The organism is Brucella pseudogrignonensis (assembly GCF_002252525.1).
Lineage (GTDB): Bacteria > Pseudomonadota > Alphaproteobacteria > Rhizobiales > Rhizobiaceae > Brucella > Brucella pseudogrignonensis.
Genome location: NZ_NNRM01000001.1, coordinates 18,917 through 36,505 on the forward strand (window position 1 = coordinate 18,917; position 17,589 = coordinate 36,505).

The window sequence follows — 17,589 nt, forward strand, 5'->3', positions numbered from 1 at the left end:
GAGGGGTCATGATTCAGGTAATTTTCTATTTGTTGCTTCTGCCAATATTGTGCATGTCTGGAGGGAGCCAATCTATTGCGGCTGAAATTACCGTTGATGAGTGCGTGGGTGATTGCCCTGTCTATTCCGGGTTCGTAGTGATAAAGGGTGATATTGTTCAAGGAGATCTTGCCCTCATCAAGGCATTATACGCGACAAAGCCGAAATCAATTCGCGGAAGATATGCGACTTTGCTGGATTCCAGCGGCGGCAACCTGTATGAATCCATCAAGATTGCAAAATGGGCACGCCAGCACGCTCCGTATGTGGCGGTTGGGAAAGAGCAAGTTTGCATGAGTTCATGCGTCCTGATTTTGGCTGCGGGTCGATACAAATATCCTGACGGTAAGATTGGAATTCATCGTCCTTACCTCACCGAGCAAACTACGCTTCCGCTCCAGCAGATCATGGATACCGTATTGAATGCGACCCGGGAATTTCTCGCTTCGACTAACATCCCGCAGGCCTTGGCAGATGATATGTTCACTATACCTCCTGAGGATATACAAATCCTCAGCAAAGCCGATCTGAGCAAGTATCGTCTCGACCAGACAGATATGGTCGCCAACGAAGAGGATAGTTTGAGGGACGCTGAGAGACTGGGGATATCTCGCTCCGAGTATATCAGGCGTACAAACAAGCTTAAGAAATCGGGAGCTATTCAAGCCTGTCAGGGCATCAAGGATCACTTGGAGCAACATGACTGCTCACTTCGCGCGCTTTTTGATTTCGGCCTTCTCATTTCGTTCGACAAACCATCCGTTCCAAAATCTCAAGACTTTTCTAATAGTCAATATGAGGATCACTGCACCGGGAAGCTATATGGAATTGATCAAGACCCACCTCCGTGCTCGAAGGAAGATATATGGGCGATGACTGTGAACGACTTCTTCGCGGATCACCCGGAAATCGAGCGATCAAGCGAATTCTTCAATAGTTTGAATGCAGAGATAAAAAGACTGCAATCGTTAGAAGAAGACAACACTAATCCTCGAATTCTTTATATGGCTTATCAGAATGTGACCCGAAAGCATTGAGCTGGGTACGGTTTGAACATTGGGGGGAGAAAGAAGCAATAATATTGCTAGTGTGACGATTATCGTGAGGGCCATGGCCAGCTTCGGTTCGGGCATGGTCTGCAAAAACGCGCGACGGGAATATTATGTCCTCTACTAACAGGGAGGTAAGGCAGTTGCCATCAACCCAGATCGCGATAGTAGCAAGTGGAAGGTGCTCTCAAAGTTTTTGATCACAACCAGCTTATTATCGTTGTTTATGTCGGCCAACCTAGGATGGCGGGAGCCGTTCACCTCCGCCCGTATCGAAAAGTCGAAACCTTTAGCAACTGAGAGCCGATACAAACGGATAGTTGCCAATCCTGAACCGCGAAGAAACGCGTGCTAGATCATTCAAGCCCAGCTCTTTTCAGCCAACGTCCGTGCCCATTTCAAGCCAGCAATTGGAACGAAATTTTACTCACAATCCAACATTAGTCTTTTTCCTGGGTTGAAGTCTGGACTGTATGGAGGAAGGTAAAGCAACCGGCATCCGGCGTCTTCGATTGCGTGACGCACTCCTTCCGCTTTGTGTGCAGGCAGATTATCCATGATGACGATGTCGCCCGGCACCAAGGTTGGAATGAGAACCTGCTGGACATAGGCCTAGAATGCTACCCCGTTCATCGCGCCGTCCAAAACCATGGGTGCGGTCATTCCAGATAGCCTGAGGGCTCCGGTAAACGTCGTCGTCTTCCAATGGCCGTGCGGGACCGGTGAGCGGCATCTATCTCCGCAAGGGGCCCGTCCACGAAGCCGAGACATCTTCGTGTTCAGGCCGGTTTCATCGATGAAGACGAGCCGCGCCGGATCGAGATCGAGTTGGTCGTCGAACCAATCCTGACGACGTTTCAGCAGGTCAGGACGCTCCTGCTCCAGTGCATGCGCGGTCTTTTTTTGAAAGTCCAGCCGCGCTTTCGCAGCCAGACGTCAAGCGCGCTGCGGCCGATCGATACGGCTCTGTCCTCGCGCAATCGCAGAACCATCTCGTTGAGCGTTATATCCTTTTTCTCTTCGATTATGCGGATGATGAAGTCCTCGTGAGCGTCGAGGCGTGAACCACCGCGTCGGCCCTGCTTGGCAGGCGTCAACTGGCCGGCCCGTGCGCTGGCAATCCAGGCGATGGCCGTTGAAATGCCAATTCCAAATCTGGCTGCCGCCGATCTCGCCGACATGCCATCGCGTGACGCAGCCAGAACGCGGCTACGCAAATCATCACTGAAAGCTCGGGTCATATTGCCTCCGACCAAATCACCAGTCGAAGCGATAGAATCAGAATTCGGCAGCCAGGGGAATCCTCAAACGCGATTCCGCGTTCAATGGACGTGCTCTAGATACGTCGTTCACAGAATAACCATTGTGAATGCTTCGACGGGAATTCGATCCCGCCGAGAATTTCATTATTTTGACAATGGATTAGGTATAAAATCGCACCATCGACTCCCGTGGCAGCACCTTGATTTTCGACCCATTTCCTGCGGCTCCAAATCGTTCGAACCGCTCCACGCAGACAGCTTCCATACGGCTGATACCGGGCTTGAACATACTGCGAATATCAAAAGAGCTCGGATTGGTCTTCAAATATTCTCGAGCCGATCCCGTCAGAGCCATTCGCAGATCGGTATCAATATTGATCTTGCGAACCCCCATTCGAATGGCACTCTCGACTTCCTCGAGCGGCACTCCAAAAGTTTTCGGCATGTGCCCGCCGCTACCGTTAATAAGATCCTGTAGATCTTCGGGTACAGTTGAGGCGCCATGCATTACGAGGTGAGTATAAGGGAGGAGCTGGTAGATAGCAGAGATGACATTCATAGCGAGAATATCACCCGTCGGTTTGCGGGAAAACTTGTAGGCTCCGTGTGACGTGCCGATTGCCACCGCTAGTGCATCAACACCGGTTGCTGCAACAAAATCCGCGGCCTGTTGTGGATTGGTGAGTAATGCCTCGCGGTTGAGAGTCCCGACGAGGCCGTGACCGTCTTCTTGCTCGCCGCCGCCGGTTTCGAGTGAGCCGAGAACTCCAATTTCGCCCTCGACGGACACACCGCGGGCGTGCGCGTATGCTACCGTCCTGGCGGTGACGTCGACGTTGTAGCTGTAGCTTGCCGGTGTCTTGCCATCGCCCTCCAACGATCCATCCATCATCACGCTGGTAAAACCTAGCGCGATAGCGCTTTCGCAGACTTCCGGTGTTGAGCCGTGATCCTGATGAAAGCAGACCGGTATGTTGGGAAAGCGTTGCGCCGCAGCTTTGACAAGGCCGCTCAACAGGATGTCATCAGCATATTTCCGCGCGCTCTGGCTCGCTTGGACGATGACCGGGCTGTCCGTGCGTTCCGCAGCATTGAGCACCGCAAGAAGCGTTTCCAGATTGGTAATATTGAAGGCGGGTACGCCATAGCCGCGTTCGGCAGCGTGGTCAAGAATTTGACGCATGGTTGCGAGTGTCATGAATATCCTCCCATAATAGTAATAATAAGACCGTAGACCCAAATGCGACCCTGTTCTTGGGCAACTTCAGTTGGGAAAGGACCTGTTGATCTCGGCAATTTCCTCGGCGCGCAGCGGCGAGGTCTTTCTGTCTCCAAGGATGAAGAAGAGCTTTGCGGTCTCCTCAAGTTCCTCGTAGGCGTAAACTGCTTCTTCCAGACTTGACCCGGAGACGATCGGCCCGTGATTGGCAAGCAGCATCGACCGGTGATCTCGCGATACTTTCTTCACTTCGTTTGCCAAGGCTCGGTCGCCCGGCCGGAAATAGCGTACAAGTGGCAGACGTCCGACGCGCATCACATGATAAGCGGTGAGTGGCGGCAAGACATTGTCCGTCTGTTCATGGCAAAGGCAGGAAACAGCAACAGAATAGGTCGAATGCAGATGTACTACTGCCCGCGCAGCTAGCCGTTCTTCATAGACGGCCAGGTGGAAGAAATATTCCTTCGACGGTTGGTCGCCGCTGATCAGTTTTCCGTCGGGCGTGAGTTTGGAGATGCGATCCTCTTCCAGGAAGCCGAGACTTGAATTTGTTGGCGTGACGAGGACGCAGCCATCGTCGAGTTTGACCGAAAGATTTCCCGCGCTGCCGTGGGCAAGTTGGCGTGTATAGAGAAGCCCGCCCATGCGAACGAGCTTTCTGCGCAGTTCCGATTCGTCGCTCATGGCCGAGCCCCCCCGGAAAGAGCTGAGAGTGCTTCCTCGAAGAAGTTCGGCCCGCCAAAATTGCCAGATTTTAGTGCCAACGCCAGATTCTTGCGGCGGCTGACAAGCACCGGGACACCGGGGCTGACCTCCGGCCCGATCGCCAGATCGCCGAGATCAAGGGCCTGTGCGACTGCGCCGGAGGTCTCCCCACCGGCTACGATAAGGCGAGTGACGCCGCTTTCCACCAACTGACGCGCGACGGACGCGAAGAGACCTTCGAGCTGTTCGGAGACTTGATCCCGGCCATAACGAGCCTGCGCGGCGGCTACATCCTCGGGTCGGCTCGACGAATAAACCAGTGGCGCCTTGCCATGATTGGCTTGGATAAAGTCGACGAGGTCGCACGGCTTCGTCCGCCCTTTCATTACGTCGTCGACCGAGACGGTCATGGCTGGATGATTACGGGTGTGAACGGCGACCTGGCCGCGGGTGGCCCCTGAGCAGCTCCCTGCAAGGATTGCCTCTGGACCGCTGACCCCTTTAAAGTTGCCGCGTCTGCCGACTGCGTGGCCCGTTGCGATAAAATTTGCGGCGAGCCCGAGCGCGATCCCTGAGCCGCCCGTCAGAAGAGGGGCGTCCGCACAGGCGCGGCCAATGATCACCAGATCCTCATCGTCGACGGCATCCACAATCACGAGCTTTTCACCGCCATCGGCGGCCGTCCGAAGAGCGTAGCATACAGCCTCGGCGCCCTGACGAAGAATAGCGGTCGGGACAAGTCCCACCTCGGACCGCGTCTGCTGCCGCAGCCATCGGCGGATATTCGCATCCGTCATGGGCGTCAGCGGATGGTTCTGCATCCCAGATTCGCTCAGGAGCTTGTTATTAACAAAAAGATGCCCCTGATAAACTGTGCGGCCCATGGCTGGAAACGCAGGGCAGGCGACGACACCTTTCACACCAAGTGCGTCGGCAAGTGCTTCGGCAACGGGGCCGATATTGCCTTCCGGAGTGGAGTCGAAGGTCGAACAATACTTGAAGACGAACTGGCGGCAGCCCTGTGCCTTGAGCCAGTGAAACGCTTCAAGAGACCGTTCGACAGCTTCCGTAACGAGAACTGAGCGCGTCTTCAGCGAAACCACGCCGGCCTCGATATCCGGCGACGCATCGCTGGCCGGCACCTCCATGAACTGTGACGTAGCAAGACCACCCTGTCCGGGAAGGCCCTTGGCGAGCGTGTTAGCAATGTCGCTCGCTCCGGTGAAATCGTCTGCAATAACGCCGAGCAGCATCGTTTACTCCGTGACTAGTGTTTTCATGCGCATGACCGCAGCGTCGGGTGCGGTAAGGATGGGCTTGTTCACCTTACGTCGCACCTCTTCTGCCGCCCGAGAGGTAGAGAAATGAGCCAGCATGATCGCGTCCCGATCGGCAAAGCGCGGTGCCATGTCCGCGACGAGGCGATTGTGCGCTGTCGCATCGCCGCGTCGCAGAAGATCGATTGCATCAGGAACGACAATGGTGTCCAGAGCGCTCGCCGCGCCAGTCTCTGCAACAAATTGCTTAAACTCTTCTTCCATGCTCGACACAGCCGGCGCGAAGGTTGCCAGCATGCCGATGCGGCTGCCGGATGCGATAGCCTCACGGAACATGGCCTCGTTGGGCCGTAGGATTGGTAGGGGTAGTTCCTCGACCATGCGGTCGATCGCGGGCCCGAAAGCGGAGCATGTGATCAGAATGCCATTGGCCCCGATCCTTTGCGCGTAGCGGCCAAAGTCAACAAAGCGGTCGATCAGCTCTTCAGAGATCTCCGCTCCTTCTTTTGCGCGATCGGTCGTCAAGCCGTCGTCAAGTAAGTTGACGGCCTCTGCTTCCGGCCAATGCCTTGCCATGGCAGTTGCAATCGGCTCCATAGCGACCGGTGTTGCATGGAAAAGAACGATGCGTGGTGGAACTCTCGTCATGTTACACTCCAATCCTACGCCGCTACCTGATGCCGCGGCAGAAGGCCCGTCCGGGAGTAGATCGCGGCGGCCTTGCCATTGCTCAGATGATCCAAGAAGTCTTCAGCCGCTTCGGGACTGCAGGCTTCAGCGAAGATTGCGGCCGAGAAATCGGTATGCTTCTGATAGGGGTCTGGAAACGGCCCAACCACGTCAATACCGTCTATCGACATCAACTCACTGATCTGCTGCACGGCCAGGTCCGCCTCGCCAGCAATAACCTGGTCGGCGGTGAAGCCGGCATGGATGATGGTGGCTTTCGCATTGACGGCTTCCGCAATACCGAGACGTTCCAGGACGTGTCTGAAATGGATGCCGCTGGCGCCCGTTTGCGAGTATGCAATGGATCGTGCTGATAGCAGCGCCTGTTTGAATCGCTCTGGTGTCGATATGTCGGGCATGGCCATACCACTCCGGGTACCGAGACCAAAACTTGCCCGAGCAATCGGCCGAACTGATCCGGCACGCAATATGCCGGCCTCGACGAGGTTCTCGATCGGTTCATCGATCGCGATCAGGACATCTCCTCGTTCTCCGTTGCGGACCCGATCGATCAGCACGCCAGTTGGATTCCAGTCAACCGCAACTTGTCTACTTTCGGTTTGCCATGCGGGCAGGAGCACTGTTTTCAGCGCCAACTCGACGGCGAGCGTACTCATGACCTTCAACTGATCCCTCATGTACTAACTCCTCCTGCTCGGAAGGCCGGGTGGTAGTTCTCTTCCCGGCATCATCCAGATCATTCCTTCTTCCTGAATTACAGATGTTGGCCATGACTGGGTCAATTCTGAAAAATCTGATTTCATCAGGTGAAAATGCGGTAGGATAAGTTGTTCAGTTTTCTCATCGATCAGGCGAAGAAGCGGGGCGTCTGGCTCCCGTATGCGAGAGTGCGCTCGAATTTGACATTATGAAATTAGCCTCTCCGCCATGTTGACGCTGGGCCACGAAACTACATACTCTCTGGCATGGAACTTATGCTGGAGGAGCATAATGGGAGCCGTTAGTCACAAGGCATGGCGAGAGGCGCAGACTCGTCAGGGTCAATATCAGATAGCGACAGCAGATTCAGGCAAGAGCGACGCAAAAAGCATACAATCGGTTGATCGAGCCCTTTCCATTCTCGAAGCATTGTCGTTGCGTGACGCCCCGTTAATGCTCAACGAGATTGCCAAGGTTGCGGAAATAAACCTTTCGACATGCCATCATCTGGTGAAAACGTTGGTCAAGCGGGGATATGTCGTCTATGGCGGAAGGAGTGGCGGATATTCCCTGAGTTCGCGGCTAGAGACGATCTCACGGCAATCGTCGCGGGACTACAATCTGGCCGAATTTGTACGGGCTAACCTTCAGGAACTGAACCTCAATCTTCGCGAGGCCGTCCAGATGGCGGTGCTACGGGGGGCCGCGCTTGTCACGCACATACAGCTGCCTTCGCATATCCCGCCTCAGCTGGATCTAAGGGAGTACACCAAACTTCATACGGTCCACGCGTCGGCTCCCGGAAAGGCTATCCTCGCCTGGCTCCCTGAGGCGGAACTCGCTCGAGTTGTCGCTGACAATGGATTGACGGCGTTTACCGACAAGACGATCACGTCATTGGGAAACCTGATAGAAGAGCTGCGACTTGTTCGCCGGTCCGGTTTCGCAATGGACGACGGCGAGTTTCGCACAGATCTTGTCGGCTATGGGGCCGTCGTTCGCGACAAGTCCGGCGCAGTTGTATGTTCGATTGGTGCTACAATACCGCGAAAACGTGCGAGCGACGAATATCGAAAGCATATCGCTCGCACGGTCGTCGAATGTGCTCGAGACTTGTCGGGGCGGATGCCGGCTGGCTGTTTCGTGTAGGGTCGCCAAGACGTTTCTAATGTGCCTGGGCGGCGCAAACCGGCGTGCGCGCGGCTATGATTTCAACATTTCAACTTAGCTCAGGCGGACGAGGTCACAGTCGATCCGCACTTGAAAGGGTATCGCCATGAAATCCAAACTTGATCAGCTCCGCGACATCACCACGGTGGTTGCCGACACCGGCGATATCGAAGCGGTTGCACGGCTGAAGCCGGTCGATTGCACCACGAACCCGAGCATTGTCCTGAAGGCTCTCGGCACGCCGATGTTTGCAGAGGCCGTCAAGGAAGGCGTTGCCTGGGGAAGGAAACAAGGCGGCAGCCCCGAAGCCGTTTCGGCTGCCGTTGCCGACCGTCTGGCCATTTCTGTCGGCGCTGCGCTCGTGGAGCTCGTGCCAGGCCGAGTGTCGACGGAAGTCGACGCCGACCTGTCCTTCGATACCGAAGCATCGCTTGCCAAGGCACGGTTGATCATCGCCGCATACAAGGAGCGCGGTATCGACAAGGATCGGATCCTTATCAAGCTTGCCTCGACGTGGGAGGGCATACGCGCCGCCGAAGTGCTGCAAAAGGAAGGCATTGACTGCAACCTGACCCTTCTCTTCTCGAAGGTTCAGGCCGTTGCTTGTGCCGATGCAAAGGTCTTTCTGATTTCGCCTTTCGTGGGCCGCATTCTCGACTGGTACAAGAAATCGACCGGCAAGGAATACACTCCTAATGAGGATCCAGGTGTGCAGTCCGTCCGCGACATCTACACCTACTACAAAGCCAACGATATCAAGACGATCGTCATGGGGGCCTCCTTCCGCAGCGCCGGCGAAATCGAGGCGCTGGCCGGTTGCGATCGCCTGACGATCGCTCCTAACCTGCTCGACGAACTGTCAAACGATCAGGGCAAGCTGGAGCGCAAGCTCTTGCCGGAGACAGTCGAGCCGGCGGTGAGGATCTCTGTCGACGAGAAGACATTCCGCTGGATGATGAACGAAGATGCGATGGCGACGGAAAAGCTCGCCGAAGGCATCCGTGCTTTCGCCAAGGATCTTGGCACGTTGCGCCACATGATCCAGAAGGAGCTGCAGCTCGCAGCTGCATGACCTTGGTTAGTAGTGACTGATTTGCGGTCGATCCACCCTGGTCGAGGTTGGCCTCTAGTGGATGGGGGTGGATTGAGAATGTTCAACCGTCCCCCTGAGTATATTAATGTAAAAATAACAAAAAATGGCGTATCGATCAGTTTATTAATATATCAATTTTCACAATGTTAAATAAAAAAACAAGAAAGAGACGTGAAAAAACTTCCAATGTATTGATGGTGGAACGCAATCTATCAATAAAGAGGAAGTTATGACAAAAAAAATAGCAGACTTGGGTGTTATTGGTCTCGGAACGATGGGTGCCATGCTCGCGCTCAATTTTGCCGAAAAAGGTTCTGAGGTAGCGCTCTTCAATCGAACAGCTAGTAAGGCTGAAAAACTGCGCGCGGATAATCCGAAGTTTGCCGATCGCCTCTATCCTCAAAGCTCTCTGGAAGCCTTCGTTGCCTCTCTGCGTTCTCCGCGCGTGATCGTGCTGATGGTCAACGCAGGCGTTGCAGTGGATGATCAAATTGAGATGCTTGCGCCGTTGCTGGATGAAGGTGACATAGTCATCGACGCTGGCAATACCGACTTCAATGATACCGTCTCCCGCAATCGCAAATGGGATGATCGTGGTTTCCATTTTGTGGGGATGGGTGTGTCCGGCGGCGAGCTTGGTGCCCGCCATGGCCCGTCGATCATGGTTGGTGGTGATCAGCGTGTCTGGGCCAGACTTAAACCTCTGCTGGAGCCGATTTCTGCGAAGTATGATGGCAGCCCCTGCGTTGCCTGGCTGGGTCCCGATGGCGCCGGACATTTCGTCAAGACGATCCATAACGGCATCGAATATGCCGACATGCAGATGATTGCCGAGATCTACAGTATCATGCGTGATGGCATGAACCTTTCCGCCTCGCAAATGTCGACCGTCTTTCGAGATTGGAACAAACGGGGTTTGTCGTCCTACCTGATCGAGATCAGCGCAACGGTTCTCGCTGAGCCGGATACTCAGACCGGCAAGCCGTTGGTCGATGTCATAGTTGATGAAGCAGGCCAGAAGGGAACCGGCCGTTGGTCGGTTATCGAGGCGCAGAAACTGGGCATTGGCGCTACGACGCTTGAAGCCGCGGTTTCGGCACGAAGCCTGTCATCCCTGCGCTCGGAGAGGCTCGCGACCAGCAGATTCTATTCGAACATGGCCCTTGCTACTGATGCCTTCGTTGTTGATGAAACGAGCCTTGATGAGCTTGAGGCGGCACTGGAAACGGCAAAGATCATCGCCTACGCTCAGGGTTATGCGATCATGTCGGCCGCATCGCGTGAGTATTCATGGAATCTGCCGCTGGGCGAGATCGCCCGGATCTGGCGCGCTGGCTGCATCATTCGGTCGGTCTTCCTCAAGGATATCACCGAGGCCTATGAGACGAGCAATGAAGTCGTCAACCTCCTCCAGCAGCCGTCCTTTATTAAGCGTGTGAGCGAAGGCCAGCAAGCACTTCGTAGTGTAGTTGCAAAGGCCGTGAAGGCGGGCATCCCTGTCCCGGCGCTTTCGGCATCGCTCGCCTATTTCGATGATTATCGTCGGGCACGGGGATCGGCAAATCTCATCCAGGGGCAACGTGATCTTTTCGGCGCCCATACGTTCCGACGCCTCGATGCCGAAGGTGTTTTCCATCATCAATGGCCGGCAGTCTGAGAGAGCGGAAGAATGAGCAGTCTCAACACTACAGTCGACCTTTTCGACTATGTCATATTCGGAGGGGGCGGAGATCTTGCCGAACGCAAGCTTCTGCCGGCACTTTTTCATCGTGATCGCGACAACAACCTGCCAGACGGCGCGCGAATCGTCGGTGTCTCCCGTACTGCGCGCACGGATGATGACTACCGCGAATTCGCGCGCAAAGCCTTGCAGGCGCATGTGGCGCCCGCAGACCTCAGCGGCAATGTGCTCGAACGCTTTCTTTCACGACTGTCCTACATCAGCGTCGATGCGACCGGCGCGAATGGCTGGAAGGAACTGAAAGCATTTCTCGAGAAAGGGGGCTCTGATCGGATCCGCGCCTTCTATCTCGCGGTCGCTCCGTCTATTTTCGGGGCCATTGCCGCCAAGCTCAAGTCTTTAGGCCTCATCAACACCAGAACACGGTTGGTGATCGAGAAGCCGATAGGTCGCGACCTCACATCGGCGCGGGACCTGAATGCGGAGATCGCACGCCACTTCAACGAAGATCAGGTTTTCCGGATCGATCACTATCTCGGTAAGGAAACAGTGCAAAATCTGATGGCGCTACGCTTTGCCAACACGCTTTACGATCCGGTATGGAACTCGTCCTTTATTGACCATGTCCAGATCACTGTTGCTGAAAGCGTCGGTCTCGGCAGTCGGGCCGGATACTATGACACGGCGGGCGCACTGCGCGACATGGTACAGAACCATCTCCTGCAGCTTCTTGCGCTCGTGGCGCTCGAACCGCCGTCGACATTCAAGGCTGACGCCATCCGTGACGAGAAGCTGAAGGTGCTGCGAGCGCTTAAGCCTATAACTGCTGTGAATGTCGGACACATGACGGTTCGCGGTCAGTACCGGGCAGGTGCAGGCGACGGTGGCGCGGTTCAAGCTTATCTCGATGACCTCGGCGGGCCTGGGAGCGATACGGAAACCTTCGTCGCGCTGAAGGCCGAGGTTAACAACTGGCGATGGGCGGGCGTGCCCTTCTATCTTCGCACCGGAAAGCGCATGCCGACCCGCGCTTCCGAAATAGTCGTCACCTTCAAACCCATTCCGCTATCGATTTTCGATGCGTCGAGTGGCCATATCTCGCAAAACCGTCTGGTCTTGCGCCTGCAACCCGGCGAGGGCGTCAAGCAATGGCTTATGATCAAGGACCCGGGTCCGGGCGGCATGAGGCTAAGGCAAGTGTCGCTCGACATGAGCTTCGCCGAACAGTTCAACGTCCGACACCCGGACGCTTACGAACGCCTGTTGATGGACGTGATCCGTCGCGACCAGTCCCTATTCATGCGTCGCGATGAAGTGGAAGCAGCCTGGGAATGGATCGATCCGATCCTCGCCGCCTGGCAGGAAACCGAACAGAAGGTCCAGGGCTATACTTCCGGCACCTGGGGGCCGTCCAGCGCCATTGCGCTGATCGAGCGTGATGGTCGCACCTGGCACGAGCCTGAGTGAGCCCTCTTCGTAACTTCAACGCAAGGGATTTTCGTATGACCTATTCTCTCGCAGACTACCTCGACAAGTGCGCTTCTTCGGCACTACTACGTGAAGTCGGGCAAACCGTGCTGCGCCTATCGACTGCTGCAGTGGCGGTCCATCGAGCAATCGCTACATGCCGGGTTCCGGAATTGCGCCCTGTAAATGATCAAGCATCCAATCCTAGCGGCGAGGTGCAAAAGCCTCTTGATGTCTTCGCCGACGACGCGTTCCGCGCTGCGGCAATTCAATCGCCAGTGCGGGTCTACGGAACCGAAGAGCGGGCGGAGCCAATCGACCTTGGTGGTCTTGGAAAGCTGGCACTGGCTATTGATCCGCTGGATGGCTCATCCAACATCGAAACGAACATCTCCGTCGGCACAATCTTCTCGTTACTGCCTTTGAAAGCAGGCGACAGTACAGACCCCTGCTCGGCATTCGAGCAGCCGGGCGTTAATCAACTCGCCGCGGGTTTCTTCATCTATGGTGCGCAATTGCTTCTCGTGCTCACCATCGGGTTCGGTACCCAAACCTTTATCCACCAAGGGGAAGAAAGGGGGTTTTCCTTGATGGGGGATAGACATCAGATTCCGGTGGAGACATCGGAGTACTCAATCAACGCGTCGAATCGTCGTCATTGGGCTGAGGGAATCCGGCATTACATCGAGGACACTGAGGCCGGTATGGATGGGCCACGCGGAAGGGATTTCGGCATGCGTTATGCAGGATCGCTCGTTGCCGATACCTACCGGATCCTACGGCGCGGTGGAGTGTTTCTCTATCCCGGTGATAGGCGCGAAGGCTACAGGGGTGGCCGTCTTCGACAGGTTTATGAGACGAATCCGATTGCGTTCTGCATCGAACAGGCAGGTGGGGCGGCTACCGATGGCCGTCGGCGAATGCTCGAAATCGATCCTCCGAGCCTACATGTGCGGGCCCCCTTTGTTTTTGGTTCCCGCGATGAGGTGGACGCTGTCTTGGCTTATGCTAGCGCTGGACAAGCCGACGTTTCCGCGGCGTGATTTTCACATAGGGAAAGAGTGGTCTGTTTGATTGACGATTACAGGCCGTAGGAGGATTGTTCTAGATACAAACCGGGTGCTTAAGAAAACAACGTCTCCGATATAGAGCATACAGCGGTTTTCCGAAGGTACATCGAAGTTTATTCGTCTGGATGCCCAGTATCATATTGGTCAACTCAGCAATATTTCCCAAAGGAGGAGAAGTATGTCGCAAGCAGAAAACGTCAAAACGCACCCCGACTTTCCGGTTCCCGAAAAGATGAATGCATGGGTGCTGGGCGATCCCGGCCAGTTGACTCTCGTCGAAAAGACGGTTCCCACGCCGAAGAAGGCCGAGGTCCTGGTGCGGATTGACGCGGTTGCCATCTGCGCGACCGATCTTGAAATCATCGCTCACGGCCCGCCGGCTCAGATCCAGGGCGGGCTACCGTTCAACAAGAACTTCACACCGGGCCACGAATACATGGGAACGGTCGTGGCGCTTGGGCCCGGTGTCGACGAATTTCGCATCGGCGACCGTGTCACGGTGGAGATTCATGCCGGCTGCGGACAGTGCAAGCGTTGCCGTCAGGGTATGTACACCTCGTGCCACAACTACGGCAAGAACTATGGCGACGTGGACAAGGGCCACCGTGCCAACGGCTTCACCACGGACGGCGGGTTTTGCGAATACCAGGTCAACAGCGTCAACACGCTGATTCACGTCGATGATTCCATGAGCGATGAGGAAGCGACGTTGGTCGTCACCGCTGGCACCTCGATGTATGGCCTGACCGAACTTGGCGGCCTCGTTGCAGGTGAATCAGTTGTCGTCAGTGGCCCGGGCCCGATCGGACTTCTCGGCGCGGCGGTGGCCAAGGCGCTCGGTGCGCAGCCGGTGATCCTGACCGGTACCCGCGACAACCGGCTAGAGATCGGCAAGCAGCTCGGAGCAGATCACGTCATCAACGTTCGCAAGGAAGATGCCGTCGAAGCGGTTCGCCGTCTTACCGACGGTAAGGGCGTCGATTATGTTGTCGAATGTTCCGGGGCGCCGAACGCCGTTAATGAGGCAGCACGCATGCTGAACCGCGGCGGCAAGATCTGCCTTGCCGCCTTCCCCAGCGAAGAGGTCCCGATCGACGTCGCTTACCTGGTTCGCAACAACATTTACCTCTACGGCATTCGTGGAGAAGGCAAGTCAGCGACCCACCGAGCCGAGGCTTTCATGCGGCAGAAGCGTTTCGATGCACGGATCATCCACACGCACACCTTCGACATGGAGAATCTTCCCGAGGCGCTTCGCTACGCCAAGGATCGTGTCGAGGACGCGATCAAGGTGGTGGTGAAAAACAAGCGATCGGAGGCCGTCGCACAGGCCGCCGAATAATCGGACCAGAAGGAAAGTACGGGGCCGGTTGGGATGGAGAATGCCGGCCCCGTGCGCTTCGAATAGAGGCTATCGATTCCTGGGAGGAGAACATGGCACGTGAACTGCATTCAACAAACTCAGATGGTGAAGCGCGGAAGAGTATTGTCCTGCACTGGCTGAGCAAACTTTATGTCCAGGTCATTATAGGCGTTTTGATTGGCACGACGATCGGTTACTTCGAGCCGCAGATTGCGGTGGCGATGAAACCGCTCGGCGACGTGTTCATCCGCGCGATTAAAGCAATCGTGACGCCGATCATTTTCCTGACGATCGTCGTCGGCATCGCCACGATCGGAGACATGCGCAAAGTCGCCAGCATCGGCGTCAAGGCGATTATCTATTTCGAGGTGGCCTCCACGATTGCGCTTTTGATCGGATTAGCGATCGGCAACATCTGGCCTGTCGGCCGCGGCATCAACGCCAATCCCGCAACGCTCGACGCGGGCGCCGTTTCGACCTTCGTCCAAAAGTCCCATGATGTTACGCTCGTTGATTTCTTCATCAACATCATACCGCAGACATTTCTGTCGCCATTCGTAAGCGGAGAGATCCTGCCGGTCCTGTTTGTCGCTGTGCTCTTCGGGCTTGCACTTTGCAAGATTGGTGACAAGGCAAAGCCGCTCATCGGTCTGCTTGAGACCGCATCCTATGCGCTCTTTGGTATGGTCAACATCATCATGCGCTTCGCGCCGCTCGGTGCGGCAGGTGCAATGGCCTTCACCATTGGCAAATACGGCATCGGCTCGCTGCTCGAATTAGGACAACTCGTGCTTGCGGTATATATTGTCAGCATCCTGTTTGTCGTTATCGTGCTCGGGGCATTCTTGCGCATTGCCGGGTTCAGTCTGTGGAAGGTCCTGTCCTACTTCAAGGACGAAATCCTGATCGTGTTCGCCGCGACATCAGCAGAGACGATGATTCCGCGCTCGATGGCGAAGCTTGAGCATCTCGGTGTGCGCAAGGAAGTAATCGGCCTGGTGATGCCGACCGGCTTTTCATTCAATATGGATGGCACTGCCATCTATATGACAATGGCCACCCTGTTCATCGCGCATGCGACCAACACCGAGCTTACTTTGTGGCACCAGCTGACCATCCTTCTGATTATGCTGTTTACCTCGAAGGGTGCGGCAGGCGTGACCGGTGGTGGATTCATCGCCTTGGCTGCAACTATGCCGGCGATTGGCGTGCTCCCGGTGGCAGGCCTTGCCCTTCTGGTTGGCGTTGACCGTTTCATGGCGGAGATCCGCGCGGCGACCAACCTGACCAGCAACATTATTGCCACGCTGGTCGTCGGTCGCTGGGTCGGTGCTGTCGACAATGAAAGGGCACAAGCGATCCTTGATAGTGGCGAAAAACCAGAGGATGTGAAGCCAGCGGAAAGCGCTCCGCAGCTCGGTCAACCCGCCGCCACATTCTAACGCCAACAGCCACCCAGAAGCCATAATCGCACTTTCCACGTCCGGGCGAGTTGCACGGAAGTGGGCTACTCAAAAAGCTATCGAATTGAAAGGATCACGCCATGAGCTTCGCCTATTCGGAAGGAAATCCGGTCGAAGATACCTCGAAACTGGGCAAGCCGCCCTTCGATACCGATCGTCTGGATCGGCTTATGGAGGAGGCAAAGCTCGACGCCCTTGTCGTCAACACAAAGCACAGCATCCAGTACCTGCTTGGCGGCTATCGCTTCTTCTTCTATGATTATATGGATGCCCATGGCCTCAGCCGCTATCTGCCGTTCTTCGTATATGTGAAGGGAAGGCCGCTGGATTCGGGTTATGTCGGCGCGCCAATGGAGCGCTATGAAAAACAGCTTGGCAGTTTCTGGGTCCATAATCTCAACCTCAAAAACCAGGTCAGCACCGGTTATGCCAAGGCCGCAGCTGATCTGCTGAAACAAGTCAAGGGCGCCAAGGGCCGGGTCGGCATCGAAGTAGGTTTTCTGCCGATCGACGCATTCCGGGTTTTGGAAGAAGAGCTTCCCGAGGTAGAGTTGGTAGATGCGACTTACACGCTAGAGTATCTGCGTGCACTAAAATCGTCTGCCGAGCTTAGGATTCTTAAAGAAGCGTCCGAAAAGGTTGTCGACTCTATGCTCGCCGTGATCTCGAAACACGGACCAGGCACCAGCAAGATCACTCTCTTCGAGGCACTGCGCCAGGAAGAAACGGCCCGCGGCCTGAAATTCGAATATGCGCTAACCAACGTCGGTACAGCCTTCAACCGTGCTCCTTATGACAAAATCTGGGAAGACGGTGAAACACTGGCTCTAGACTCCGGCGGCAACTACAAAGGCTATATCGGTGACGTATGCCGTATGGCCTACACGAAAGAACCAGACTCGGAACTCGTCGATTTGCTTGGTCAGGTCGAACTTGTCCAGCAGACGGCGCGCAAAAACCTCAAGGCCGGCACGATCGGAGCGGAGATCTTCGAGAATGCCAACGCGGCCCTGGCGCAATGCTCGGCCAGCAACAAGATGTTCTTCTCAGCACATGGCATGGGCATCGTCAGTCATGAGGCTCCGTGGCTCATGAGCACTGCCTTCCCGCAATACACCGCTCATAATCGCGAAAAGCCTCTCGAGGCCGGAATGGTCATCTCCATCGAGACAGAGCTCCATCATACCGAGCGCGGCTTTATCAAGCTTGAGGACACTGTCGCCATCACGGCTAATGGCTGCGAAGGTTTCGGTGATCATGGCCGCGGATGGAACGTGGCCGGCAGATGACTTGAACAGGCAAAGGCCGGGCGTCGCCCACATCACCGATGTCTGGCCAAGAC

The 17,589-nt window shown here is 55.7% G+C and carries 14 protein-coding genes and 1 pseudogene; 9 read left to right on the plus strand and 6 right to left on the minus strand.

The window, feature by feature from the left end:
• Positions 1 to 8: 8 nt before the first annotated feature.
• Entirely contained in the window at positions 9 to 1,076 is a 1,068-nt protein-coding gene (locus CEV34_RS00100) for a COG3904 family protein (RefSeq protein ID WP_094542997.1), read from the plus strand.
• A gap of 465 nt (positions 1,077 to 1,541) precedes the next feature.
• Here the strand turns inward: CEV34_RS00100 and CEV34_RS00105 are convergent.
• The 6 genes and pseudogenes from CEV34_RS00105 to CEV34_RS00130 all read right to left on the minus strand — a co-directional run.
• Positions 1,542 to 2,329: pseudogene (locus CEV34_RS00105) on the minus strand (IS630 family transposase); the annotation flags it as partial.
• Positions 2,330 to 2,510: 181 nt separating this feature from the next.
• Positions 2,511 to 3,548 (minus strand): class II fructose-bisphosphate aldolase, encoded by a 1,038-nt coding sequence (gene fba / locus CEV34_RS00110; protein WP_094543000.1) that lies wholly within the window; start codon positions 3,546 to 3,548, stop codon positions 2,511 to 2,513.
• Between the two features lie 66 nt (positions 3,549 to 3,614).
• Complete coding sequence (gene otnC, locus CEV34_RS00115) at positions 3,615 to 4,253, minus strand: 3-oxo-tetronate 4-phosphate decarboxylase (protein ID WP_094543002.1); 639 nt, start codon at positions 4,251 to 4,253, stop codon at positions 3,615 to 3,617.
• Positions 4,250 to 5,527, minus strand: coding sequence for a 3-oxo-tetronate kinase (gene otnK / locus CEV34_RS00120; protein ID WP_094543005.1), 1,278 nt, complete (start codon positions 5,525 to 5,527; stop codon positions 4,250 to 4,252). Before otnK ends, otnC begins: the two co-directional genes overlap by 4 nt.
• 3 nt (positions 5,528 to 5,530) lie before the next feature.
• Positions 5,531 to 6,199 carry an aspartate/glutamate racemase family protein gene (locus CEV34_RS00125; RefSeq protein WP_094543006.1) on the minus strand — a complete coding sequence of 223 codons (669 nt, stop codon included), beginning with the start codon at positions 6,197 to 6,199 and terminating at the stop codon, positions 5,531 to 5,533.
• A gap of 14 nt (positions 6,200 to 6,213) precedes the next feature.
• Positions 6,214 to 6,918 (minus strand): molybdate ABC transporter substrate-binding protein, encoded by a 705-nt coding sequence (locus CEV34_RS00130; RefSeq protein ID WP_094543009.1) that lies wholly within the window; start codon positions 6,916 to 6,918, stop codon positions 6,214 to 6,216.
• A gap of 313 nt (positions 6,919 to 7,231) precedes the next feature.
• On the opposite strand from CEV34_RS00130, the gene CEV34_RS00135 reads away from it, so the two are divergent.
• From CEV34_RS00135 to CEV34_RS00170, 8 genes are all read left to right on the plus strand, one after another.
• Complete coding sequence (locus tag CEV34_RS00135) at positions 7,232 to 8,089, plus strand: IclR family transcriptional regulator (protein WP_179253447.1); 858 nt, start codon at positions 7,232 to 7,234, stop codon at positions 8,087 to 8,089.
• 127 nt (positions 8,090 to 8,216) lie between these two features.
• Positions 8,217 to 9,182 carry a transaldolase gene (gene tal / locus CEV34_RS00140; protein WP_094543013.1) on the plus strand — a complete coding sequence of 322 codons (966 nt, stop codon included), beginning with the start codon at positions 8,217 to 8,219 and terminating at the stop codon, positions 9,180 to 9,182.
• Positions 9,183 to 9,432: 250 nt separating this feature from the next.
• Positions 9,433 to 10,860, plus strand: a complete 1,428-nt coding sequence (gndA, locus tag CEV34_RS00145) for an NADP-dependent phosphogluconate dehydrogenase (protein ID WP_094543015.1) — start codon at positions 9,433 to 9,435, stop codon at positions 10,858 to 10,860.
• A 12-nt stretch (positions 10,861 to 10,872) separates the two neighbouring features.
• Positions 10,873 to 12,351 (plus strand): glucose-6-phosphate dehydrogenase, encoded by a 1,479-nt coding sequence (zwf, locus tag CEV34_RS00150; protein ID WP_094543018.1) that lies wholly within the window; start codon positions 10,873 to 10,875, stop codon positions 12,349 to 12,351.
• A gap of 35 nt (positions 12,352 to 12,386) precedes the next feature.
• Positions 12,387 to 13,394, plus strand: coding sequence for a class 1 fructose-bisphosphatase (locus tag CEV34_RS00155; protein WP_094543020.1), 1,008 nt, complete (start codon positions 12,387 to 12,389; stop codon positions 13,392 to 13,394).
• A 205-nt stretch (positions 13,395 to 13,599) separates the two neighbouring features.
• Positions 13,600 to 14,763, plus strand: coding sequence for a zinc-dependent alcohol dehydrogenase (locus tag CEV34_RS00160; protein ID WP_094543022.1), 1,164 nt, complete (start codon positions 13,600 to 13,602; stop codon positions 14,761 to 14,763).
• Between the two features lie 92 nt (positions 14,764 to 14,855).
• Positions 14,856 to 16,226, plus strand: a complete 1,371-nt coding sequence (dctA, locus tag CEV34_RS00165) for a C4-dicarboxylate transporter DctA (protein ID WP_094543024.1) — start codon at positions 14,856 to 14,858, stop codon at positions 16,224 to 16,226.
• 101 nt (positions 16,227 to 16,327) lie between these two features.
• Positions 16,328 to 17,536, plus strand: a complete 1,209-nt coding sequence (locus tag CEV34_RS00170) for a M24 family metallopeptidase (RefSeq protein WP_094543025.1) — start codon at positions 16,328 to 16,330, stop codon at positions 17,534 to 17,536.
• Positions 17,537 to 17,589: the final 53 nt, after the last annotated feature.

Excerpts from the sequence above, each read along its gene's own strand:
- CEV34_RS00100 (WP_094542997.1), top strand. The coding sequence starts at position 9 with ATGATTCAGGTAATTTTCTATTTGTTGCTTCTGCCAATATTGTGCATG.
- fba (WP_094543000.1), bottom strand. The coding sequence starts at position 3,548 with ATGACACTCGCAACCATGCGTCAAATTCTTGACCACGCTGCCGAACGC.
- otnC (WP_094543002.1), bottom strand. The coding sequence starts at position 4,253 with ATGAGCGACGAATCGGAACTGCGCAGAAAGCTCGTTCGCATGGGCGGG.
- otnK (WP_094543005.1), bottom strand. The coding sequence starts at position 5,527 with ATGCTGCTCGGCGTTATTGCAGACGATTTCACCGGAGCGAGCGACATT.
- CEV34_RS00125 (WP_094543006.1), bottom strand. The coding sequence starts at position 6,199 with ATGACGAGAGTTCCACCACGCATCGTTCTTTTCCATGCAACACCGGTC.
- CEV34_RS00130 (WP_094543009.1), bottom strand. The coding sequence starts at position 6,918 with ATGAGGGATCAGTTGAAGGTCATGAGTACGCTCGCCGTCGAGTTGGCG.
- CEV34_RS00135 (WP_179253447.1), top strand. The coding sequence starts at position 7,232 with ATGGGAGCCGTTAGTCACAAGGCATGGCGAGAGGCGCAGACTCGTCAG.
- tal (WP_094543013.1), top strand. The coding sequence starts at position 8,217 with ATGAAATCCAAACTTGATCAGCTCCGCGACATCACCACGGTGGTTGCC.
- gndA (WP_094543015.1), top strand. The coding sequence starts at position 9,433 with ATGACAAAAAAAATAGCAGACTTGGGTGTTATTGGTCTCGGAACGATG.
- zwf (WP_094543018.1), top strand. The coding sequence starts at position 10,873 with ATGAGCAGTCTCAACACTACAGTCGACCTTTTCGACTATGTCATATTC.
- CEV34_RS00155 (WP_094543020.1), top strand. The coding sequence starts at position 12,387 with ATGACCTATTCTCTCGCAGACTACCTCGACAAGTGCGCTTCTTCGGCA.
- CEV34_RS00160 (WP_094543022.1), top strand. The coding sequence starts at position 13,600 with ATGTCGCAAGCAGAAAACGTCAAAACGCACCCCGACTTTCCGGTTCCC.
- dctA (WP_094543024.1), top strand. The coding sequence starts at position 14,856 with ATGGCACGTGAACTGCATTCAACAAACTCAGATGGTGAAGCGCGGAAG.
- CEV34_RS00170 (WP_094543025.1), top strand. The coding sequence starts at position 16,328 with ATGAGCTTCGCCTATTCGGAAGGAAATCCGGTCGAAGATACCTCGAAA.